The following is a 19,343-nucleotide window of genomic DNA, read 5'->3' as shown; positions in this document are numbered from 1 at the left end:
CTGTCCGGAAGGTCGCCATGTCCCGGCTCAACTACAAGTTGCTCGGCCCCTGCCTGCTCGCGATCGCGATCGACGCGATGGGCTTCGGGCTCGTCTATCCGATGATGTCCGCGATCTTCAGCGATCCGCACGCGGGCATCCTGCCGGCCAACGCCGGTGCGCATGCGCGCAATTTCTACCTCGGCCTCGGCTACGGGATCTACCCGTTGTGCATGTTCTTCGGCTCGTCGCTGATGGGCGACCTGTCCGATCGCTACGGTCGCCGCAGGATCCTGCTGCTGTGCTTGCTCGGCCTCGCGGCCGGCTATGCGATGATGGCGGCCGGCGCGTGGCACGCGAGCGTCGCGCTGCTGCTGGCCGGCCGCGGGCTCACCGGGCTCATGGCAGGCTGCCAGGGCATTGCGCAGGCGGCGATCACCGACCTGAGCACGCCGCAGAACAAGGCGTACAACATGAGCATCATGTCGCTCGCGTTCAGTGCGGGCGTGATCGTCGGCCCCGTGCTCGGCGGCGTGACGTCCGATCGCACGATTTCGCCGCTGTTCGATTACGGCACGCCGTTCGTGCTGGTCGCCGCGCTGTCGCTGGTCTGCGCGTTCTGGACCCTGGCGTCGTATCGCGATTCGGCCGCACCGCGCGGCGACACGCGCATCGATCCGCTGCTGCCGCTGCGGATCATCGGGGAGGCCGCGCGCCAGCGCAACGTCGCGTTCCTGTCGGTCGTGTTCTTCCTGATGCAGGTCGGCTACGGGCTCTACCTGCAGACCATCATGCTGTTGCTGCAGGCGAAATTCGGCTACACCAGTGCGCGGCTCGGGCTGTTCAGTGGCGTGATTGGCCTTTGCTTCGTGTTCGGGCTGTTGTTCGTCGTGCGGCGGATGCTGCGCGTGTGGCGTGTGGTCGATATCGCGAAGACGGGCCTGCTCGTCGCGGGTGTCGGCCAGATTCTGTCCGCGCTGTTCCCGCACGAGCCGGTGCTGTGGGCGCTCGCGATGGTCGTCGGCTGCTTCGACATGGTCGCGTACACGACGATGTATACGGCGTTCTCCGACGCGGTCAGCGAGGATCGGCAAGGCTGGGCGCTCGGCGTCGCGGGCTCGGTGATGGCCGTCGCGTGGGTCGTCACGGGCGCGCTCACGAACCTGCTGCCCGTGTTCGGCGAGATCGGCCTGCTGCTGGTCGGCGGCGTGGGCTTCCTGCTCAGCTTCGCGATGATGGTCGCGTATGGCCGCACGCAGCCGGGCGCGCGAACGGCCGCGCTGTCGTAGGCGGCTTGCACGTTGGCCCGATCCTGTCGGACGTTGTCCCGCGCACCGCTGTCGCGCCGGGGCGTGCGGCCCGACACTGGCGCCTCGCGTCCCGGGAGTAGCCGGGCCGCGTACGGCGGCGCCGGCTGGCCCGGCGCGCCGTTCCTTCGACATGCCAACAGAGAGGGCGACCCATGCAACATCCGACCATCCGTACCCTGGCGGGCGCGAGCGCGCCGACATCGATCGACGCCGCCCGCACCGCGCTGCTGGTGATCGATTTCCAGAATGAATATTTCAGCGGCCGCCTGCCGATTCCGGAGGGGCCGCGCGCGCTGGGTAACGCGCAGCGCGTGATCGCGTTCGCCGATCGTGCGGGCATTCCGGTGTTTCACGTCCAGCACGTCGATGCGGCCGACGGCCCGATCTTCGCCGACGGCAGCGACGGCTTTCGCTTTCACGCGGACCTGCAGCCGGCGGCGCATCACACGGTGGTGAAGAAGACGTCGGTGAGCGTGTTCCCGACGACGGACATCGACGCGCGCCTGAAGGCGGCCGGTGTCGACACGCTGATCGTCACGGGCCTGATGACGCATGCATGCGTCGCCGGTGCGGCACGCGATGCGGTGCCGCTCGGCTACGCGGTGATCGTCGTCGACGACGCATGCGCGACGCGCGACCTCGACATCGCGGACGGCGGCACGGTATCGCACCGCGACCTCCATCGCGCGACGCTGGCCGCGTTGTCGGACACGTTCGGCGACGTGCTGACGACCGAGCAGGTGCTGGCGCTGGCCGTCGCCTGACGGCCGCACGGATGCGTGCTTCAGTCGGCCCAGCCCGGCGCGGCGTATACGACTTCGCCGCGGAAGCACGTCTCGATCACACGGGTTTGCGCAAACGTCTCGACCGGATACGCGAACGGATTGCGGTCGAGGATCGCGAAGCTCGCGTCCTTGCCCGCTTCGAGCGAACCCGTGCAGTCGTCGAAGCGCAGCGCATACGCGGTGTTCACCGTATAGGCCTCGAGCATCGTGAGCAGGTCGAGGCGTTCGTGCGGATTCCACGGTGGGCTGTCGGGCTGGTCGATCAGCAGGTGCGTGACGCCCGTCTGGATGATCTGCATCGGGTCCATCGTGCTGACCGACCAATCGGAGCCGGCCGCGAGCATCGCACCCGCGTTGCGCAGGCTGCGGAACGGATAGTTGCGCGCGGTGCGTTCCGCGCCGAGCAGGTCGCGGTAGAGCTGCTGCTGCTCCTCGCGCGCGGCCGTCCACAGCGTCTGCACGCTGGCGATCGCGCCGAGCCGGTTGAAGCGGCTCATGTCGGCCGGATCGACGAGCTGCAGGTGCGCGAGCTGCGCGCGGCGGTCGCGCATGCCGTTGCGGATCTGGACATATTCGAGCGCGTCGAGCGTCATGCGTACCGCACGGTCGGCGAGCGTGTGGAAGTGCAGGTCGAAGCCGGCCGTATCGGCGAGCAGGCAGATCTCGTTCAGTGCGTCCTGGCTCCACAGCGCGAGGCCGCAATCGTCGGTGCCGGCGTATGGCTCGAGCAGCGCGGCGGTCTTCGATTCGGGCACCCCGTCGACGAAGATCTTCACCGTATGCAGGCGCAGGTTGTCGCATTCGTACTCGCGACGCCATCTGGCGAAGCGCTCGATCTGTTCGCGCGGATCGCGGCGCGGGTTCGCATAGAGGCCCGCGCTCATGTACACCTTCAGCGTGCCCGCGCGCTGCGCGTCCGCATACGCGTTGAGCTCGGCCTCCTCGACGCGCGCGTCGAACCAGCCGGTGAGGCCGTAACCGTGCGCCATCGCGTGCGCTTTCGCGAGCGACTTCGGGTAGCCGGCCGGGCTCAGTTGCGGAATGATCGGGCATACGCGGTAGAACGCCGCTTCGTGCACGACGCCATTCGGCGCGCCGGACGCGTCGCGCTCGTACACGCCGCCGGCCGGGTCCGGCGTATCGGCGTGAATGCCGGCCGCTTCGAGCCCTTTCGTGTTGAGGCAGCCGCTGTGCACGTCGAAGCCGACCACGAGCAGCGGCCGGTCGGGCACGATCCTGTCGAGCAGCTCGCGGGTCGGATACGCGCCGAATGCGGCCAGGTTGGCACCGCCGAGATAGACCCACGGTTCGTTCGGCGTCGCATCGGCGCATGCGCGAATGTGCTGCAGGATCGCGTCGGGATCGTTGATGCCGGACAGGTCGAAGTCGCCGAGGATCTGGTGGCCTTCGAGCGGATGCACGTGGCCGTCGATGAGGCCCGGCAGCATCAGCCCGCCGGCCAGGTCGACGATGCGCGTCGCGGGGCCGGCCAGCGGGCGGACGTCGTCGTCGCGGCCGACAGCAACGATCTTGCCTTCTTTGGTGGCGAGCGCCTGCGCGAAGCGGCGTTGCGCATCGCCCGTGTAAAGCAGGCCGTTCAGATAGACGGTATCGGCGTGTTGCATGTGTCTCCTCCGGATGGGGGAAGGTTCGACAGGCGCACGTGTCCGGCGGGCGGGCCGTGTGGCACGTCCGGTCGGGTGAACCCGGTCGGGTTGGAATGAGGTGCGGGGCGGCTAGGTGCCGGTGCTGCGCGGCAGGCGCGGCGGGGCGTCGTGGTGAAGGCCGGCCCCGGCGCGAGCGTCACGCCGATCGCGCCACCGGGTCGGAATCGGCGGATCGATGGGCGACGCGCGCGCGGCCGTGCGGGCCGGCGTTCATCCGGTATTCGGCATGCCGTGTCTCCGTGATATCCGACGCGTTCCTGTCGTCGGGTGAGTCAGATACTAGGAGCGGGGTGGCCGGCTGTCTGTCATCGTTTTGAGGACAACGCGCGACAAAGGCGGCGGGGGCGAGACGGATTGACGCGATGCGGAGGGTGCATCTATTGACCGCGGTCCTCCGGCGGTTCCTCTTCGGTCACGCACCACGCGAACAGCCCGGCCCGGTTCGCCACGCCGAGCTTCGCGAGCGCGCGCCCGAGATAGGTGCGCACGCTGCTCGGCTTGAGCGCGAGCGTCTCTGCGATCTGCGGGACGGGCCGGCCTTGCAGCACCGCGCGGCACACGAGCCGCTCGCGCTGCGACAGCGCCGCGCCGCTGGCCGACAGGCGCTGCTCGAAGCGCTGCAGCAGCGCGCCGTCGTCCGAGCGCGGCGTCAGGCGGGCGAGCCGTGCATGCTGGATCAGGAGCGGCAGCACGAAATCGCCGAGCTGCCGCAGCAGCGCCAGCTCGGCCAGCGTATAGGACGGCTGGCCGCGCCGGCGGAACAGCGAGAACGCATAGACATAGTCGCGCTCGCTGCCGAGCAGCGTGCAGTCTTCGCCGAGATCGCCGAGCGCGAAATGGCGGCCGTATTCGGTTGCCGTATCGATGTCCTCGTTGCACGAGAACACGAGCTGCGAATCGGTGGCGCGCTCGATATGCGGGAGCAGCGTGTCGGTGCGCCAGTCGCCCTGGGTGTACAGGTCGAGCGCGTGGCGCGTGCCGTCGGGATCGTCGCCGCCCGCGAAGAACAGCACGTCGACGCTGTCGATCGACTGCGACGGCGCATCGCGACGGTAGCGTGTCGCGACGCTGTAATGGGACTGCGGATCGACGGTTTCGCGCAGCCACGCCCAGAGCCGGGCGGGAAACTGCGGACTGCCGAGGCTGGCGACCAGGTCGCCGGCATTGCTGAGGGAAATATGGGCGGGGTTCATCGTTGACACCGTCTTCGCGAACGGCCGCCCGTGCCGGCCGTGCTTCGCTTGCGACGGCACGCCGGCGGCGCGGCGGCTGGCGGTGCGGTCATGCGGGACGGAGGCCGGCGCGGCGGCGAAGCTCGATTGTAGGGGACTTCGCCGGCGCGGGGCATCCGCGCTTGCCAGACGGTCGGCCGTCCGCCGACGGATGGTGCGCATCGTGGCGCACCAGGTGCCGGCCGCGCGCGTCAGAACATCGTGTTCGCGTTCGCGGACTTTTCCGGTACCGGCTGGATCACGTCCCAGTGTTCGACGATCTTGCCGTCCTTTATGCGGAAGATGTCGACGACCGCTTCGCCGCGGTCGCCCGGGCGCTCCGTTGCATGCACGTGCAGGTAGACGAGGTCGCCGTCGGTTGCGCTGCGCACGATGCGGGCGCGCGAAGCCGGGTTCTTCTGGAACGCGCCGACGAAGTACGACACGAACGGCTTCTTGCCGTCCGGCACGTGCGGGTTGTGCTGCTTGTAGTCGTCCGCGACGACGGCGGCGGCTTCGACGGCTTCGTGCTTGTTGAAGAAGCGGTCGTAGAACGTCAGCACGAGCTGGCGGTTGGCTTCCTCGGCGGCCAGGTCGCGCGTGGCCTGGCCGGCGGCCAGCGCGGCCGTCGACGCGGCCAGCAGCACGAGCGCGGCAACGGCGCGAACGGGGGAGCGGAGCGATGACATGTTGCGGATTCCTCGTCTGACGAAGCGTGGGTCGGTGCGCGATGCGCGACGGCGGGTCGAGCCTGCCGCGGCGATCGGCGTGCGACGGCGCATGGTTGCGGATACACGAGCCTTGTCGGCGCGAAGGATTCACGGCCCGGTGCGAACCGTCACGATGCTGGTTGGGCGAGGCCGCGCGCCGTCGTCATGCTTCGTTGAACTGGCGAATCCGCGCGGCCGTCGGTCGCTCGAATGGTACAGTTGCCGCGAACCCGTCACAAGAAGTCAGTGCGGTGTGAACAGGTCACACCGCGCTGACCATGCATTGCCCTTGAAAGAGAATCCAGTCATGTCGTTTCCGCCCGCCGATGAACCCGTCGAACTCGATCAGCCGTGCCCGATCCGCGATGTGCTCGACCGCATCGGCGACCAGTGGAGCCTGCTCGTACTCGAAGCGCTGTCCGGCGGGACGATGCGTTTCAACGAACTCGGCCGTACGATCGGCGATGTGTCGAACCAGATGCTGTCGCGCACGCTCAAGCGGCTCGAGCAGGACGGTTTCGTCAGTCGCACGTTGTACGCAGAAGTGCCGCCGCGTGTCGAATATGCGCTGACCGATCTCGGGCATTCGTTCCTGACGCCGATGCAGGCAATGATCCGGTGGGCCGACGAACATCATCGCGCGATCTGCGTTGCGCGACGGCGTGCACGGGAGCTGGAGGGCGGCGGGCGCTGAGCGGGCGCGTGCGCCGTCTTGTCGCTGCGTGTTGTGCCGCGGATCGGTTGTGATGCGCCGACGCGTGGCTTGATTGCCGGCGCATCGCCATTGCATGATTTCGTTATCCGAATGGTCTCGTCGGGTTGAGCGAGGGCGCTGATGCTCCGGTGTGTTTCATTCGGCCCGGATGCGGCAATGCGCTGGCGGCGCCCCGCTTGCAAGGGCAGGGACGGGGCGACCGCGACAGCGGACTTTCTCCGCCTGGCGTACGAAGGGTGCGGTAGGGTCCGCTCGAGGCGGGATGGTGCGCCGTAGATCAGCGAGCCATGTCGATGGCCGAGGTTGCGTGACCGGAAGCGTCGCCGCCGGTTTGCGCACCGGCATTGGGGCGGGGTGGGGCTGGATTCGCGGGGCGCCTGCCGGGCGTCATGATTGTCGGGGCTGAACGGCACGGATTTGCCCGCGCCGCCCGGCCCGTGCCTGCCACCGGGCGGGCGCCGGATGGCTGCCTATCGCCAGGTGCCGTCGACGTAGATCCACACCTGTCCCTGGCGGCGCCAGTAGCCGGGTACCCATCGGCGCCCGGGGCGCCGTGCGACCCAGCGCCCCGGCACCCATATATAGCGGCCACGCTGCCAGCGCCAGTAGCCGTCCGTCCATATATAGCCGTGCGGCCGTGGCGGCGGCGGGCGGCGATCGTGCCGGGCGGCCGGCGGTGCGAAGCCCGGGCGGTCCGGATAGGGCGGCCCGCCGGGCACGCGATTCGGGCCGGACGGCCGGTATACGGGCGGAGCGGGCTGGGCCGAGGCGGCGCGGAGCCAGCCACCGGTGCCCATGAAGGCGGCGGTCAATCCGATGGCGCGTAACAACGAGCGTCGATTCATGGCGGTCCTGTTCTGTATTCGAGGCTGCCTTACATTAGCCTGCCAGTCGGCCGGCCGGGTTACGCGAGCGGTTAAGGCTGTTACCGCGTGTCACGGCAGGTGGGCGAACCCCGGCAGATCGAAGCCGGCCCTTCTGTATGGATGGCCCACGGGTAGATGTGGCCCGCTGAACGAATGTCGTGCGCTGTTTACTCGCCGGAGGATGCGTTTGAGTGTCCCGAGGCTGAAATTCGAGATCGGATTGGGTAAAATTTGCCGATTCCGGGGTCTCGCGTCGAATCCGTTTGTTGTTTCTATGCAACCGTCAAGACGATGACATGAAAGAATGGTGGGATGAAAGGCTCCAAAAAGCCCTCGTCAAGAAGTCAAAAACAAACGTCAAAACAAATACTTATAACTCGGCCCCACTTTCATTATTTCTAGTTCTGGAAAAGCTTATTTCTTTATTTGCGGATCGCTCCCCTAGGGTACACCCCTAAACTCACGGTTCCCAAACGGGCAACTATCCGGGCGCCGCCAGCAGGATCGATGGCGCTCCCGGGCGGTTGCAGACCGTTTATGAACAAGGTCGCGAGACCTGCCTCTTTTTAGAAGGGAGCTCCACGAATGAACAAGACTCTGATCGTTGCAGCAGCTGCAGCATCGTTCGCAACCGTCGCTCACGCACAAAGCAGCGTCACGCTGTACGGCGTGCTGGACGCAGGCATCACCTACACGAGCAACGTCCAGCCGGCACTCGGCCAAGCTGGCAAGTCGCGTTGGGCGATGGGTTCGGGCATTGACCAGAGCCGTTTCGGCCTGCGTGGCTCGGAAGACCTGGGTGGCGGCCTGAAGGCAATCTTCACGTTGGAAAGCGGCTTCGGCATCGGTGACGGCAAGCTGGGCAACAACGGCGGCATGTTCAACCGTCAAGCGTTCGTCGGCCTGTCGAGCCAGTACGGCACGGTCACGCTGGGTAAGCAGTATGACGCAACGCAAGACTACCTGGCGCCGCTGACGGCAACGGGTTCGTGGGGCGGCACGTACTTCGCGCACCCGCTGAACCTCGACCGTCTGAGCACGACCGGTGATGTCGCTCAGAACAACACGATCAAGTTCACGAGCGCGAACTACGCTGGCCTGCAATTCGGCGGCACGTACTCGTTCTCGAACAACACGAACTTCGGCAACAACCGTGCATACAGCGCAGGCGTTGCATACCAGTTCCAAGGCCTGAAGCTGGCTGGTGCATACTCGCAAGCGAACCTGGGTGACGGCACGAACGCAAACGGCGCAACGTCGTCGGCAATCGGTGGCATCGCTAGCCAAGGCCGCGTCCGCACGTACGGCGCTGCTGCTGGTTACGCATTCGGCCCGGCACAAGTCGGCGCTGCATGGACGCAAGCGCGTCTCGACAACAATGCTGTCGGTCTGGGCACGCTGCGCACCGACAACTACGAAGTCAACGCCAAGTACAACCTGACGCCGGCTCTCGGCCTGGGTGCTGCTTACACGTACACGAACGCGAAGATCAACAACGGCAGCACGCACTGGAACCAGTTCGGTCTGCAAGCTGACTACGCACTGTCGAAGCGCACGGACGTCTACGCACAAGCTGTGTACCAGCGTGCAGCGAAGAACGGCATCGGCGCGTCGATCTACAACGGCAACAACTTCAGCGACAACCTGCCGAGCTCGTCGATCAACCAAACCGCAGCAACGGTTGGTCTGCGTCACCGCTTCTAAGCGTGACGGCGGGGTAACCCGCTACGCAGCATCGAAAAAGGCGCCTTCGGGCGCCTTTTTTTCGTGTGCGGGATGTGACGGCGACGATTCGGATCGCCGGAATGCAAAAAAAGCGAGGCATTGGCCTCGCTTTTTTGCATTCTGCGCCGGTGTCGAACTCGGCAGCCGGCTGCCGATGGTGTCAGCGCGTGTATTCGCCGTTGGCTTCCGGCTGGAACATGATCGCGGAGACCTTCATCAGCTTTTCGGCACCGCTCGGCTGCATCACCTTGACCATCTGGCCACGCTGGGTGCCCAGCAGTGCCATGCCGACGGGTGAGAAGACGTTCAGGCGGCCGAGTTCGAGATTGGCCGCGTCCGGATAAACAATCGTCCAGGTGGCCTGTTCCTGGGTCGCCTCGTCGAGCAGCGTGATCTGCGAGTTCATCGTGACGACATTGGCCTTGATGGCATCGGGCTGGACGATGTCGGCACGCTCCAGCAGCGTGTCGAGCATGGTCTGGAAGCGCGGGTTGTGTTCGGCGTGCTTTTCGAGGCGAGCAACGTCGAGTTCGGTCAACTGGTAAAGGCGTTGTTTCATGGGAGTTCTCCAAATGATCGGCAAGGGCAGGCGTGGCGTGCCTATGGGGATCGCCCGGAGCCTGTCTGACCTGGCTCCGGGAGGAGACCGAGCCGTCAGATCAGGCGCCGGGCAGGGGCGAGCGGCGCCTGGGCCGTGCGTCGAGCGAGGGGATGTGCCGGATGGCCGGCGCGCGCGCGCACGCCGGACGGGCCGGACGGCGAAACCGAAAGGGGCGTGAGCGCGTACATGGTGGATGGAAGATCGACTGACGAATATAACCTTACGATTCTACAACACAACCTTCAGGATATGTCATTTGGCTGTCGGCATTTCGTCAGAGATTGTTGTGCAGATGAAGCAAGTTGCGACGATGTCACGCGGGATGTGCCGGCGATTTTTGTCAAAATCGCAACGCTGTATGTTCAAACTAAGGGTTTCCCCTTGGATGGACGAGAACTAAACTGGATTCCATCGCTTCAGACAGTCCTGCCGAGGCGACGCCAAAAGAGAACATACACCGGAGGTAAATCATGAAGTCGATCATCTACGCAGCTATCGCCGCATCCGTCCTTGCCGCACCGATCGCATCGTTTGCACAGTCCGAACAGGGGCTGACGCGCGACCAGGTCAAGGCCGAACTCGTACAACTCGAACAGAACGGCTACAAGCCGCTCGCGAGCGATTCGCAGTACCCGAACGACATCCAGGCAGCCGAACAACGGATCCAGCCGAACCAGCCGACGCTCGCGCAGGCCGACACGAGCGGCTACGGTGCAGTGGCGACGGGTGCCGGCCAGGCAGGCCGCCGCATCACGCATGACGCGCCGAACCCCGTGAACTCGGTCTACTTCGGCAACTAATCGAACGTCCCCGGTCTGCCCGAGCGCAGGATTCAATCGACGAGACGCGCGGCATGTGCCCGCGTCGTTCGCCCGCAGGAGCAGAACCTCCGTCGCCGCATGCCGGCGGCTTTCCGCCCAGACGCTGACGCGTTTGGGCCTTTTTCGCTGGGGCGGGTCAGGTGGAAGCGACCGGTGTGCCGTGAATGTAGTGTTCGAGCTGGCTGATCGTGAACTGCTGATCGGCAATCACGCTCTTCACGAGGTCGCCGATCGAGATGAGCCCGACCAGCTTGCCGCCGTCGAGGACGGGCAGGTGGCGCATGCGATGTTCGGTCATCAGCGCCATGCACTCGTCGGTGGATTGCGAGGGTTCGACGTAGCGCACCTTCGCCGTCATGATTTCCTCGACGCGGGTGGCTTTCGATGAGCGGTCCTGCAGGACGACCTTGCGCGCATAATCGCGCTCGGTGACGATGCCCGCGATGTCGTCGCCGTCCACCACCAGCAACGCGCCGATCCCCTTTTCCGCCATCAGCTTGATGGCGTCGTAGACGAGATCGGTCTTCGTGACGGTGTAGATCGTGCGGCCCGAATCCGGCTTGGCCTTGAGAATCTGCGCGACAGTCGTGCTCATTCGCTTTCTCCGTGTGCAGGTCGATACAGGGAAGGCAGGGCGTTGGTGCGCGACACCCGATAAGCCCAGTATAGCCGGGCAGCCAGTGGCAGTCGCGTGACGTTTCCAGATTAGCGGTAAACTCCGGTCACGCACTATCCACACAACTCCTACATTCCTGAACGTTTCGATTGAATTCATGATGTCTTCGCGTCCCCAATCGCCCACGCAGGGCAATGACCAGGCCGACGAATGCGTGACCCTCGTCGCCACCGCGTCGCTGCCTACGCGCTACGGCACGTTCAAGTCATACGCGTTTCGCGTATCGGGCAGCGATGCCGAACATCTCGCGCTCGTGATGGGCGACGTGGCCGGCGAGCAGTCCGTGCTGACGCGCCTTCATTCCGAATGCCTGACCGGCGATGTATTCGGCTCGTACCGCTGCGACTGCGGCGAGCAGCTCGATCTCGCGTTGCGCTACATCGCGGCGGAAGACCGCGGCGTGCTGCTGTACCTGCGCGGCCATGAAGGGCGCGGGATCGGCCTGAGCAACAAGATTCGCGCTTACGCGCTGCAGGAGCAGGGGCGCGACACCGTCGAGGCGAACCTCGACCTCGGCCTGCCTGACGACGCCCGCGAATACGATTCGGCCGCCGCCATCCTGCGGATCCTCGGCGTGACGTCGGTGCGGCTGATGAGCAACAACCCGGCGAAGTTCGATACGCTCGCGAAGCACGGTATACCCGTCTGCGAACGCGTGGCGCTTGCCGTGCCCGTGCGCGAGGAAAACGAGCGTTATATCCGCACGAAGCAGACGAAGTTCGGGCATTACTTCGAAGAAAACGAGTAATCGCCGCGGGCGCACCAGCGCCCGTATCTCGTCATCCGTTCCCTGGATCGTTGCCGGCAAAGGCGACGATTCGCATCCCCCCTCCATCCGTTCCGCTTTCAGGTTTGTGGTGGCACTCGCGCCACGCGGCCCGAACGATCCGTCCCCCCTATGTCCATTCCGTCGAAGATCGAAACCGAGCGCCTGACGCTGCGTCGCTGGCGACCGGCGGATGTGGGCGCGTTGTCGGCGATGCATGAGGATCCGGACGTGACAGCATGGCTCGCGCGCGGCCCGATGTCAGTTGACGAGGCGAGCGACGCCATCGCGCGCTTCGACGCGCATTTCGACGCACACGGTTTCGGCCCGTGGGCCGTCGAGCGCCGCGCCGACGCGATGCTGATCGGTGTGTGCGGCCTGTCGCACGAAGCGCGTGCAACGCATCCGATGGCGCCGTGCATCGAGATCATATGGCGGCAGGCGCGTCACGCCTGGGGGCACGGCTACGCTGTCGAAGCCGCTGCCGCCGCACTGGCCGACGGGTTCGACCGGATCGGGCTTGGCGAGATCTTTGCGTGGACGGCCGACACCAACCTGCGATCACGGCAAGTGATGCAGCGGCTCGGCATGCAGCGTCAGCCCGCGCGCGATTTCGACCATCCTGCGTTGCCTGAAGGACACCCGCTGCGTCGGCACGTCGTGTATGCCGCTCGCACCGCCGGTCTGGCCGGCGCGTAACGGCTCACACGTGATCGCCTGTCAGCGCCACGTGCCGTTCTGCAGCACGATCCGATAGCCGTCGGCATCCTCGAAAGTCTGGCCGGATATTTCCCAGAACGGATTGAACGACGTCACCGGCATGAAGCCATGTTCCGTGGCGCGCGCGCAAGCGGCTTCCCATTCCGGCCGATCGGGCAGGTAGAACACGATCAGGTCTTCGGGCGTCGGTGACGGCGCAATCGGGTGGTCGGGGCAGTGCGTGAATTCGAAGTGATAGTCGAGGCCGTCGCGCCCGAGCATCACGCCGGAAAATCCGTCGTGATCTTCAAAGCGCGCGAGGACGGACAACTCGAGGGCGTCGCGATACATGCGCTCGGTACGGGCGAGGTTGCTGACCGGGCGGGCAATGCGCAGATGGGCGTGCAAGATGGCCTCGGAGGCGAGTGGCGGGCCGGTCAATGATAAGCCGGCCGATCCGGATTGCGTGTGACGAACGGAGCACGTGTCGGCGCGGGCTACGTCGTATCGAACGATATGGGCACCTTCCGGCCAAACGAATCGAACCGTCGAACCTCGTCTCGTGAAAGGAAAAACATGACGCCCCCGATCAAACGCGTGCACCCCATTGCAGCCGGTGCCTGTCAGAACAACCTTCGGCGTCCTGTTTTCGCCTCGGTCTGTCGATCGATGGGCCGACGTGCCGATGCCGGGCCAGGGCGCGCAAATGGGTAAGCCCGATCTCCGTCGGCCGGTTACCGGCCCTTATCGGCAGTCGCGGTGGGCAGGCGTGCTCGAGGTTGCCTTCGGATGGGTGGCCAAGGGGACGATGGTACTGGTCGGACTCGGCATGATAGCGTTAGCGGCCCTGACGGGCGACGTGGGTGCGCTGGCGGACCTGCCAACGACCAAAAAGGGTTGGTTGACCCTGCTGCTGGTCGTGTTCGCGTTGGTCGTGCTGATTATTGCGGTGCACCACTACTGCCCATGGCCGCGTGGCGCGCGCCCGGCAGGTTAGGCGGGGAGGAGGGGGATGTGTCCCCGCAATTCGAGCGGGCAAGAAAAAGCCCGCTTCATTGAGCGGGCTGAATCCATGTTTGGAGACATGGAGGAGACAGACGTAAATTTAAGGGAAAACCCGAGGCATGGCAAGCCCTAGTTGTATCGATACAACTTTTTGTTGCGCCGCACTCACATGCCGCCTGCCCGGGCGTGTGCCGCAAATGCGCTGAACCGCTCCTGCGCGACCGGTAACGCGTACTTGTCGCGCATCTCCGTTTCGATCCATGCACAGGCTTCGCGCGCGCAGTCGGTCAGCGCATGCCGCGTGGCATGGCCATCGATGTCGTAGACGAAGCGCACGCCGACCTCGTCGTCGGCCACCTGCCGCTCGAGCTGGTTGAGCTGCAGCCGCGGCCCATGCTGTTGCGACAGTGCACGCAATTCATCGAAGTGATATTCGAGCCAGTCGGCGAAGAACAGCGCGTCGCTGTGGCACGGCAACCGGAAGGCCGCGCTGCGCGACGGGCGCGGCCCGGTTTCGCCGGCCGACGCGCGCGGTTCGCCGTCGGTTGCGATGGACGCGTCGACGGGCGCGAGCGGCTGCTGAATCTGGCGGTAGGGCTCGCGATCGCGCAACGCATGCCACAGCAATTCGTCGCCGGCGGCGCCGGAAGGCTGCATCGTCAGGTCATGCCGGCCTTCGCCGGCCGGTGCGATGTCGCGGATCACGAGGCGCAGCGAGCAGAGCGGCTCGTCCGCGACCAGCAGCGTCGCCGCGCGCGGCAGCCCGCACACGAGCGGCGCGGCGCCGGCCGCGCGGAACACGAGCCCGCGACGGTCGAGCCGCACGAGCGGCAGCGGCCGGGGAAACGACGGGTAGACGACCTCGATGCGGGCGCCGTTGGCGCTCGTCAACCCGGGCATCATCGCGCGAAAGACCTGAGACTGGTCCACGTTGATTCTCCTTCGTTACGATGCCGCCCGGACAGAAACGCGCGTTCCGGTTCAGGCGGCGATGGCTTGCCGGGCGGCTTGCCCCGGCTCGATTCCCAGTGCTGCAAACGTTTGCGGATCGATGTCGATCCAACACGCGACCACCAGACGTCCGTCTACCTGTTTCGGCGGGCCTGCGCGGTGCGCGTGTATGCCGATCCGGCGGAACAGCCGCTCCATGCTCGCGAACGTCACGCCGATCAACTGCCGCGCGCCAAGCTGCGCCGCGCATTCGACGACGGCTGCGAGCATCGGGCGCACGGCCCATTCGGCATTGCCCGGGCCGCCTTCGTCGTCGGTTGCCGCAAACCGGGACAACTCCCAGACGGCGGCCGATTGCGGCAGCGGCATGTCTTCGGCGATCAGGTCGGCGAACAGCGACTTCAGCAGATACGGGCGCGTCGTCGGCAGCAGGCGCGCACATCCGCACATGTCGCCGCCGGCGTTCCGCGCGAACACGTACACGGTATCGTCGCGATCGAACTGGTCGCGCTCGAAGCTTTCGTTCGCCGACGGGAGTGCCCAGCCCAGCTGCTCGACGAACACACGGCGCCGATAGCGCCCGAGATCCGCCGCAAGTTCGTGTGGCAACCGCCCTTCCTCGTGAACGAAGGTCCGCATGGTGTCCTCGGATCTGTGCTTTTGTATGCGTGCATTACATCGCGCAGCACGAGGGGGCTGTAACTGGTAACTCTTACAGGGTGACGCCGGAAAGACGCCGTTTAGGACGTGGTAACGGTTTCTTGATCAACGGGATTGAAAACCGTGGCGCTTTTGCTTATAAAGAGCGCCAGCATCATGAAATTGTCAGAGGAATAGAGGCGCTGCCAGTTGTCACTGGAGCGTCGGACCGGCATGATAGGCGTCGTTGTGCCCGAGCAGGGCCGACACGACCGCGGCGGCCCAGTCGATGCACGCGAGCCGTGCGGCGAGCGCGGCGGCGGTGCGGAACATGCCGATGTCGGCACCCGTGGCGTCGGTGACCATCACGTTGCTGCGGACGTCGCCGCCCGCGATCACGAACGTGCCCGTCGCGCGTTCGAGGTACCAGTCCCAGCCGATCGTCACGTAAGGGACGCCGGCACTGGCCGGGCGATGCCATTCGGTGTAGCCGGCGAGGCGTGCGTCGATGGCGCTGTCGCGCAATTCCTCGAGCAGCGATGCGTCGAGGCCGCTTGCGACATGGTCGAGCGCAAGCACGGCCAGTGCGCCTTCTGGCAGGCGTACGTAGCCGTCCGGGGACGGGCCGGGGACCGGGTGCAGCAAAGGTGAAGTCATGCGCGGAATGTATCAGCCTCGAACGGGTGCTGGAACCTGACAAGTATGACAGCGTGACGTTGTCGGAGAATGAATGGAACTGCGCTGGCAGGATGCCTATCAACAATTCAGCGCCGCGGAAGACGAGCAGCAGCTCTTCCAGCGGATTGCCGCCTATTCCAAACGGCTGGGATTCGAATACTGCTGTTACGGCATTCGCGTCCCGCTGCCCGTATCGAAGCCCGCGGTCGCGATCTTCGATACCTATCCGGACGGCTGGATGGCGCACTACCAGGCGCAGAACTATATCGAGATCGACTCGACGGTTCGCGACGGCGCGCTCAGCACCAACATGATCGTGTGGCCGGACGTCGACCGGATCGAACCGTGCCCGCTGTGGCAGGACGCACGTGATTTCGGGTTGTCGGTGGGCGTCGCGCAGTCGAGCTGGGCGCCCCGCGGCGCGTTCGGCCTGCTGAGCATCGCCCGCCGTGCCGACCGGCTGACGCCGGCCGAGATCAACATGCTGACGTTGCAGACCAACTGGCTCGCGAACATGTCGCATTCGCTGATGAGCCGCTTCATGGTGCCGAAGCTGGCGCCGGCGGCGGGCGTCACGCTGACCGCGCGCGAGCGCGAGGTGCTGTGCTGGACGGCCGAGGGCAAGACCGCGTGCGAAATCGGCCAGATCCTCAGCATCTCGGAGCGGACGGTCAACTTCCACGTCAACAACATTCTCGAGAAGCTGGGCGCGACGAACAAGGTCCAGGCGGTCGTCAAGGCGATCTCGGCCGGGCTGATCGAGACACCCTGACAGCGCGTGAAGGCGGCAGCGCGACATGCGGCTGCCGCCACGCCGCTCACTCCATCATCGGCTCCGCTTCCTTCGCGGTCCAGCTCACGCTGGAAATGCTCTTCTCCATGCTCATCCGGCTCGCGATCTGCTCGAGCTTCTGCTGATCCTTCGGATGCAGCTTCAGTGTCGCGGTGACCTTCAGCCGGTCCGGCTGGTCGGGCACGTCCTCGCTCGTGAGGCTCTGGAACGACAGCGGCTTCGCATACATCGAGTTCGACAGCAGCGTGCGGATGTGCACTTCGTCGGAGGCCAGGCAGATCACGGTGATCTGGTATTCGCGCACGAGATCGGCGTTCGATACCGGCGTCGCGTTGATCGCCTGGCTGACGCTGCGCAGCAGCGTATTGGTGAGCAGCACGACGCCGGTGCCGGCGAGCGCCGGCACGTAATGACCGGAACCGGACAGCACGCCGACGGCGGCCGAGCACCACAACGTCGCGGCGGTGTTGATGCCCTGGATCGAGCCCTTGTCGCGCATGATCACGCCGCCGCCGAGGAAGCCGACGCCCGACACGACGTAGGCGGCGATCTGCGTGACGCCCGCGACGCCGTTGCCGGTCAGCACGCCGAGCGTGACGAACAGGCACGCGCCGCTCGCGACGAGCGTGATGGTGCGCAGGCCGGCCGTGCGCTGGCGCATCTGGCGTTCGATGCCGATGGCGACGCCGCAGGCGAACGCGGTGAAAAGACGAAGTGCGAAATCGAAAGTCATGGTTGTCCTGCCGTGCAAGGAGCGCGTGCCGTTTCGCGTCGCTGCGGCGCAAGGCCGAAGGCGACACGAAGATAGCCGTCATCGCGCGGTACTGTACCGCGCGAATGCGTCATTCAGTGTGAAACGGGTGGCGTGCGGCTCGCGGAACGCGAGCCGGGCAGGAGAACTGCGTCGGACAGGCGTTCAGGCGGCAAGCGGCGCACGCAACGGAGTGCTGCAACTGTCCACGATGGTTCCTGAAGGAAGAATGGGCGGCATTCTAGTGGGCGGCGAGCGCATGCGTCAACCGCCTCGCGGCGGCTGCGCTACTGCGCCGAGCCGATCGTCCCGGTCGCAAGCGCGAGCGCGGCAGCGGCCGACAGCGCGCCGGCATAGCTGTCGACCTCCGCGTTACGGGCAGCGAGCAACTGGCTTTGCGCGATCGTCGCATCGGTGACCGACCCGACGCCGTTCCGGTACGCGGTCAGCGCCGCGTCGTAACTCGTCTGCGCGGCGTCGACGAGCGCCTTCGCGGCGTCGTGCGACGCCAGGCTCGTCTGTACCGCGTTTTGCGCGGCGACGACCTGGCGGACCGCTTCCTCCTTGGTCCGCGTGAGGCGCGCGGAGGCGCTTTCCGCGTCGTTGCGCGCCTGCATCAGCACCGCCGAGCGCAGGCCGCCGTCGTACAACGGAATCGTCACGCCGAGGAACACGCCGCCGCCGTAGCGGCTGCCGTTCAGGTTGACGGTCGGTGCCTGGTCGCCGATCGCGGGCAGCGCGGAGATCGACGTGCCGCCGCTCGCGTACGACGTCGATGCGGACAGGAAAATCTTTGGCATGAACGCAGCTTCCGCGGCCTTGATCTTCGCGCGATTGGCCTTTTCGAGCGCGAACGCGCCCTGCAGGTCGGGGCGGCGCGCGATCGCATCCGACACGATCGCGTCGACCGACGAGCCGAGCGAGGGCGGCAGCGGCCGCTTCGGCAGCGCGGCGACGGTCGGCTTCGACAGCGGCGAGATGCCGAGCGCGGAGACGAGGGCGAGGTAGCCGTCGCTCTCCGTGCCGTTCGCCTGCACGAGCGCGAGGTTGGCCTGCGCGCGGTTCTGCGTCGCCTGCGCGAGTTCGACGACCGTGCCGACGCCGTGCTTGAGCCGCGCGCGGGAGGCCGCGAGGATCGCGTCCGCGTTCGCGAGGCCCTGCCGGGCGCTGAGTGCGCGCGAGCGTGCGGCTTCGTAGCGGTAGTACGCGACGGTCACGTCGTGGATCACCTGCTGGTGTACGGCCGTGAACGCGACATTCGACGCGATCGACGCCTGTTCGGCCGCTTCGACGCGCGCCGCGCGGCCGCCGAAATCGAACAGCAGCCATTGCAGCGACAGCGCCGAGATGGTGCCGTGCACGGTGGAGTTGCTCGACGAGTCGCCCAGGAACGACGACGTCGACCCGTGGTTGGCCTGGTACCCGCCCATGGCCGTCGCGGACAGCTTCGGCAGGTAGGCGGTCTTGGCCAGGCCGACCGCGAGCGCGGCGTTACGCGCGTCGTTCCACGCGATACGGGTCAGCGGGTTCGCCGATTCGGCGAGATCGATCAGCTCGGGCAGCGTGTACGCGTGCGTGGCATCGAGCGCGGCCGGCGGCGAGACGGACGCGAGTGCCGGCGACGCGGGCAGCGTGTAGTCGTGCGAACCTTGCGCGGACGCGCGCGGCGGCCCCGGCACGATGTCGCCTGCGGCGGACGTTTGCGGCTGCCACGGGCGGTCGGACGCCTCCGGCGCCAGATCGATCGACGACGTCGCGCAGCCGGCCAGCGCGACGGCGGTCGCGAGGGCGGCGGCGGCGATCGAGGCGGCCGGCGGTTCAGGTACGCGCATGGGGGGCAGGCTCCTTCGGTGTGGCTTGACGGGCGGCATCGGCGATGTGCGCGAGCCGCGTGTCGATCAGGTTCAGCAGCGCGTCGCGTGCGGGGTCGGTGGGGGCTGCGCGCGGCGGGGTAGCCGTCGGCGCGGCGGGTTCTCGAAGGGCCGCTGTTCCTGC

At 66.3% G+C, this 19,343-nt stretch carries 21 protein-coding genes; 9 read left to right on the top strand and 12 right to left on the bottom strand.

Features of this window, described 5'->3' with window-relative positions; all coding sequences use genetic code 11:
• The first annotated feature begins 17 nt into the window (after window positions 1-17).
• The gene (locus FFS49_RS27570; RefSeq protein WP_105818038.1) at window positions 18-1,268 is read left to right on the top strand and encodes an MFS transporter; all 1,251 of its coding nucleotides are present in this window, start codon (window positions 18-20) and stop codon (window positions 1,266-1,268) included.
• 173 nt (window positions 1,269-1,441) lie between these two features.
• The gene (locus FFS49_RS27565) at window positions 1,442-2,053 is read left to right on the top strand and encodes a cysteine hydrolase family protein (protein ID WP_039343987.1); all 612 of its coding nucleotides are present in this window, start codon (window positions 1,442-1,444) and stop codon (window positions 2,051-2,053) included.
• 20 nt (window positions 2,054-2,073) lie between these two features.
• Here the strand turns inward: FFS49_RS27565 and FFS49_RS27560 are convergent, their stop codons facing one another.
• The 3 genes from FFS49_RS27560 to FFS49_RS27550 form a co-directional block, all read right to left on the bottom strand.
• Complete coding sequence (locus FFS49_RS27560) at window positions 2,074-3,699, bottom strand: amidohydrolase (protein ID WP_105818037.1); 1,626 nt, start codon at window positions 3,697-3,699, stop codon at window positions 2,074-2,076.
• Window positions 3,700-4,118: 419 nt separating this feature from the next.
• Window positions 4,119-4,934 carry a helix-turn-helix transcriptional regulator gene (locus tag FFS49_RS27555; RefSeq protein WP_224755828.1) on the bottom strand — a complete coding sequence of 272 codons (816 nt, stop codon included), beginning with the start codon at window positions 4,932-4,934 and terminating at the stop codon, window positions 4,119-4,121.
• 230 nt (window positions 4,935-5,164) lie between these two features.
• Entirely contained in the window at window positions 5,165-5,641 is a 477-nt protein-coding gene (locus tag FFS49_RS27550) for a nuclear transport factor 2 family protein (RefSeq protein ID WP_105818035.1), read from the bottom strand.
• Window positions 5,642-5,969: 328 nt separating this feature from the next.
• Between FFS49_RS27550 and FFS49_RS27545 the strand changes: the two genes are divergently transcribed.
• Window positions 5,970-6,356, top strand: a complete 387-nt coding sequence (locus FFS49_RS27545; protein ID WP_105818034.1) for a helix-turn-helix domain-containing protein — start codon at window positions 5,970-5,972, stop codon at window positions 6,354-6,356.
• A 491-nt stretch (window positions 6,357-6,847) separates the two neighbouring features.
• Here the strand turns inward: FFS49_RS27545 and FFS49_RS27540 are convergent, their stop codons facing one another.
• Window positions 6,848-7,222 (bottom strand): YXWGXW repeat-containing protein, encoded by a 375-nt coding sequence (locus FFS49_RS27540; RefSeq protein ID WP_105818033.1) that lies wholly within the window; start codon window positions 7,220-7,222, stop codon window positions 6,848-6,850.
• Window positions 7,223-7,828: 606 nt separating this feature from the next.
• On the opposite strand from FFS49_RS27540, the gene FFS49_RS27535 reads away from it, so the two are divergent.
• Window positions 7,829-8,947 carry a porin gene (locus FFS49_RS27535; protein WP_046548217.1) on the top strand — a complete coding sequence of 373 codons (1,119 nt, stop codon included), beginning with the start codon at window positions 7,829-7,831 and terminating at the stop codon, window positions 8,945-8,947.
• 181 nt (window positions 8,948-9,128) lie between these two features.
• Here the strand turns inward: FFS49_RS27535 and FFS49_RS27530 are convergent, their stop codons facing one another.
• Complete coding sequence (locus FFS49_RS27530; RefSeq protein WP_105818031.1) at window positions 9,129-9,527, bottom strand: GreA/GreB family elongation factor; 399 nt, start codon at window positions 9,525-9,527, stop codon at window positions 9,129-9,131.
• Between the two features lie 512 nt (window positions 9,528-10,039).
• Here FFS49_RS27530 and FFS49_RS27525 point away from each other — a divergent pair.
• On the top strand, window positions 10,040-10,369 hold the full coding sequence (locus FFS49_RS27525) for a DUF4148 domain-containing protein (protein WP_039344002.1): 330 nt from the start codon (window positions 10,040-10,042) through the stop codon (window positions 10,367-10,369).
• A 157-nt stretch (window positions 10,370-10,526) separates the two neighbouring features.
• Here FFS49_RS27525 and FFS49_RS27520 read toward each other — a convergent pair whose 3' ends face one another.
• Entirely contained in the window at window positions 10,527-10,985 is a 459-nt protein-coding gene (locus FFS49_RS27520; protein WP_039344004.1) for a CBS domain-containing protein, read from the bottom strand.
• 178 nt (window positions 10,986-11,163) lie between these two features.
• Here FFS49_RS27520 and ribA point away from each other — a divergent pair, with 178 nt between their 5' ends.
• Both ribA and FFS49_RS27510 read left to right on the top strand, forming a co-directional pair.
• Complete coding sequence (ribA, locus tag FFS49_RS27515; protein ID WP_039344006.1) at window positions 11,164-11,814, top strand: GTP cyclohydrolase II; 651 nt, start codon at window positions 11,164-11,166, stop codon at window positions 11,812-11,814.
• 150 nt (window positions 11,815-11,964) lie between these two features.
• The gene (locus FFS49_RS27510; protein ID WP_105818030.1) at window positions 11,965-12,531 is read left to right on the top strand and encodes a GNAT family N-acetyltransferase; all 567 of its coding nucleotides are present in this window, start codon (window positions 11,965-11,967) and stop codon (window positions 12,529-12,531) included.
• Window positions 12,532-12,552: 21 nt separating this feature from the next.
• Here FFS49_RS27510 and FFS49_RS27505 read toward each other — a convergent pair whose 3' ends face one another.
• Window positions 12,553-12,939, bottom strand: a complete 387-nt coding sequence (locus FFS49_RS27505) for a VOC family protein (protein ID WP_039344010.1) — start codon at window positions 12,937-12,939, stop codon at window positions 12,553-12,555.
• A gap of 298 nt (window positions 12,940-13,237) precedes the next feature.
• Here FFS49_RS27505 and FFS49_RS27500 point away from each other — a divergent pair, with 298 nt between their 5' ends.
• Window positions 13,238-13,528, top strand: coding sequence for a hypothetical protein (locus FFS49_RS27500; protein ID WP_105818373.1), 291 nt, complete (start codon window positions 13,238-13,240; stop codon window positions 13,526-13,528).
• Between the two features lie 173 nt (window positions 13,529-13,701).
• Here the strand turns inward: FFS49_RS27500 and FFS49_RS27495 are convergent, their stop codons facing one another.
• The 3 genes from FFS49_RS27495 to FFS49_RS27485 form a co-directional block, all read right to left on the bottom strand.
• Complete coding sequence (locus tag FFS49_RS27495) at window positions 13,702-14,466, bottom strand: hypothetical protein (protein WP_039344012.1); 765 nt, start codon at window positions 14,464-14,466, stop codon at window positions 13,702-13,704.
• Window positions 14,467-14,517: 51 nt separating this feature from the next.
• Entirely contained in the window at window positions 14,518-15,126 is a 609-nt protein-coding gene (locus FFS49_RS27490; RefSeq protein WP_027789397.1) for an acyl-homoserine-lactone synthase, read from the bottom strand.
• A 213-nt stretch (window positions 15,127-15,339) separates the two neighbouring features.
• Entirely contained in the window at window positions 15,340-15,783 is a 444-nt protein-coding gene (locus FFS49_RS27485) for a DUF4902 domain-containing protein (RefSeq protein ID WP_105818029.1), read from the bottom strand.
• Window positions 15,784-15,856: 73 nt separating this feature from the next.
• Between FFS49_RS27485 and FFS49_RS27480 the strand changes: the two genes are divergently transcribed.
• Window positions 15,857-16,576 (top strand): autoinducer binding domain-containing protein, encoded by a 720-nt coding sequence (locus tag FFS49_RS27480; protein WP_071332319.1) that lies wholly within the window; start codon window positions 15,857-15,859, stop codon window positions 16,574-16,576.
• 46 nt (window positions 16,577-16,622) lie between these two features.
• On the opposite strand, the gene FFS49_RS27475 is transcribed toward FFS49_RS27480, so the two are convergent.
• Window positions 16,623-17,330: an MgtC/SapB family protein gene (locus tag FFS49_RS27475; protein ID WP_011354660.1), complete on the bottom strand. Its 708-nt coding sequence runs from the start codon at window positions 17,328-17,330 to the stop codon at window positions 16,623-16,625.
• Window positions 17,331-17,635: 305 nt separating this feature from the next.
• Entirely contained in the window at window positions 17,636-19,180 is a 1,545-nt protein-coding gene (locus tag FFS49_RS27465) for a TolC family protein (RefSeq protein WP_105818027.1), read from the bottom strand.
• Window positions 19,181-19,343 lie beyond the last annotated feature (163 nt).

The sequence above is a fragment of the Burkholderia sp. 4NA327C6 genome, assembly GCF_005502655.1.
GTDB classification, from domain to species: Bacteria; Pseudomonadota; Gammaproteobacteria; order Burkholderiales; family Burkholderiaceae; genus Burkholderia; species Burkholderia contaminans.
The sequence above is the reverse complement of the archived record's forward strand: the minus strand, read 5'-3'. Positions and strand labels throughout refer to the sequence as shown.